This is a genomic window from Caldimonas taiwanensis NBRC 104434, from assembly GCF_001592165.1.
GTDB lineage: Bacteria > Pseudomonadota > Gammaproteobacteria > Burkholderiales > Burkholderiaceae_C > Caldimonas > Caldimonas manganoxidans.
Map to the genome: position 1 here is coordinate 1 of NZ_BCWK01000059.1, position 2,030 is coordinate 2,030.

Here is a 2,030-nt window from a genome sequence, read left to right on the forward strand (position 1 = left end):
CCAGACGATCGCGCCGCAGTCGGCGTTGAAGGGGCGGGCACGGTGGCCGAACGAGGCTGCCTATCCCAACTACTTTCGCATCTACATTCCCGGGGTGGGCACGCCCTTTGAGGAGCTGGGCGACAGTGGCCGGGGTCTGGATGGGTTGCTGGGCTCGGCGGCGGCGCGCTGGGGCGAGCGGCGCTTGATGTGGGCCTTGGCGCAGGCCCTCAATGCCGTGCATCGGTACTTTCTCAAAACGAGTCTGGTCACGCATGCCGAGGTCGTAGAGTTGTCGAGATTGGCGGATTTGAACCGCCACGGCTTGCGCGCCGAGCCCCGTTTCGTGTTGCCCAGCGAGGATGGGCCGCAAGCGGCCAACATCATGGCGCATTGGCACAGGATTTTGCAGCGCATGCACGAGGCGCTGCGTGTGCACATGGTCGATCCCGTGACGCAGCGGCCGCAGCGCATCGACCCGGGCATCGTGCGCCATGTGTATGTGAGCGCGTTTGGGTTTTCGCGCGGGGCGGCCGCAGCGCGGGCGTTTGCCAACTGGTTCGTGGCCTTGTGCGAGCTGGATGCACGCATGCTGGGCCGCAGCGGCCGCACGCTGGCGGGTTTTCCGGTGCAATTCGATTTTTTGGGCTTGTTCGACACGGTAGCCTCCGTGGGCCTGGCCCCCCTGACCCTGCTGGCCGACGGGCATGGCGCCTGGGCCGACGCCGAAGTGTCCTTGCGCATTCCTGCGGGGGTGGCATGCACACACCTGGTCTCGGCCCATGAGGTGCGCCGCTCGTTCGCGCTGGACTCGATTTCGGTGGGTGGCGTGCTGCCTCCGAACTGCCAAGAGATCGTCTATCCGGGGGTGCACTCGGATGTGGGCGGCGGCTATGCGCCCGGCGAACAAGGGCGCGGCAACGACCCGGAAGGCGCGGACTTGCTGTCGCGCATTCCTTTGGCCGAGATGTACCGGCAAGCGCGGCTGCATGGGGTGCCGTTGAAGTTGGAGTTGGCAACGTCACCCGCAAAGCGACGCTTCCTCATCGATTCGGACACCTTGAGAGCCTTCAACGCCTACATCGAAGCCAGCGAAGCGTATGCCAGCCAGTACCCGCGCCCGGGCATGGCGCCTTTGCGCGCCTGCATGCGTACGCAGATGGAGTTGGCCATGCTGTGGCGACGTCGCTGGGCAGGGCAAGTGGCCCAGATGCCGGTGCTGGCGCGCGCGCGGCAGGAAGACCGCAACGACCTTCTCAGCGCGGACCGGGAGTTTTGCGAGGAGATCGATCGCTTCGAGCAGTGGCGGCGCCTGCAAGCGCGGGGGGCGGCCTGGTGTGGGGACGAGGTATTGGACACCTGCATGCGTGCCGAAGCGCAGCAGGTGCCGGGCTTGGACAGTGGGCGCTTCGAGGAGTGGAAAGACATTGCGGGGTTCTGGGACCGTGCCGACGTGCCACCGGCGGTGGCCGCCTTGTTCGAGACGCTGATTCACGACTCGCGGGCATGGTTCAAGCTGTCGGGCTGGGAAGCCTCGCAGGTCGAAGACGGGCTGAAGCGCTGGGTGCGGGTGTATGACGAGTATGTGGAACAGCTTGAACGGGCGCGCCGCTGGGGCGAGCCGCTGCCACCGGCGCCTTTGGGGCGTCGAGAGCTGGAATGGGTGCGGCACTACAAAGCCACAGGACAGGTGCCACCCATGCGCACACGCGGGCGCGAGCCGTTTGAGTTGGGCGGGGGGTACTTGCGTTTTCGCCGTGTGTATGCCGGTGGAGACCGGCTGCGGCTGACGCGCGCGCCCGTGCGAAACCCCGAGGCCGTGCCGGCTTGAGGCGCGCCCTTCGCCAAACCGCGCCCCCCGGGGGAGCCAGCCACGCCCGTTCGTCGATCTGCCAAAGGCCCAAGAGGGCCGGGAACGATGGCCGTGGCGCCGCGAGCCGGCTTGCGCAAGCCTCAGGCAGGCGCAGGTTCTCCGAGCGGGGGCTCGGCCAAGCGGCGCAAGGCATCGACATCCAACACCTGGACGGTGTAGCCGGCCACGTCGATGACGC

Annotated in this window: 1 protein-coding gene; it reads left to right on the forward strand. The window is 67.3% G+C overall.

Going from position 1 to position 2,030, the window contains the following annotated elements; all coding sequences use genetic code 11:
• On the forward strand, nt 1-1,810 hold a 1,810-nt coding region (locus CTA01S_RS16010; protein WP_062196843.1), incomplete at its 5' end, for a T6SS phospholipase effector Tle1-like catalytic domain-containing protein.
• Nucleotides 1,811-2,030 lie beyond the last annotated feature (220 nt).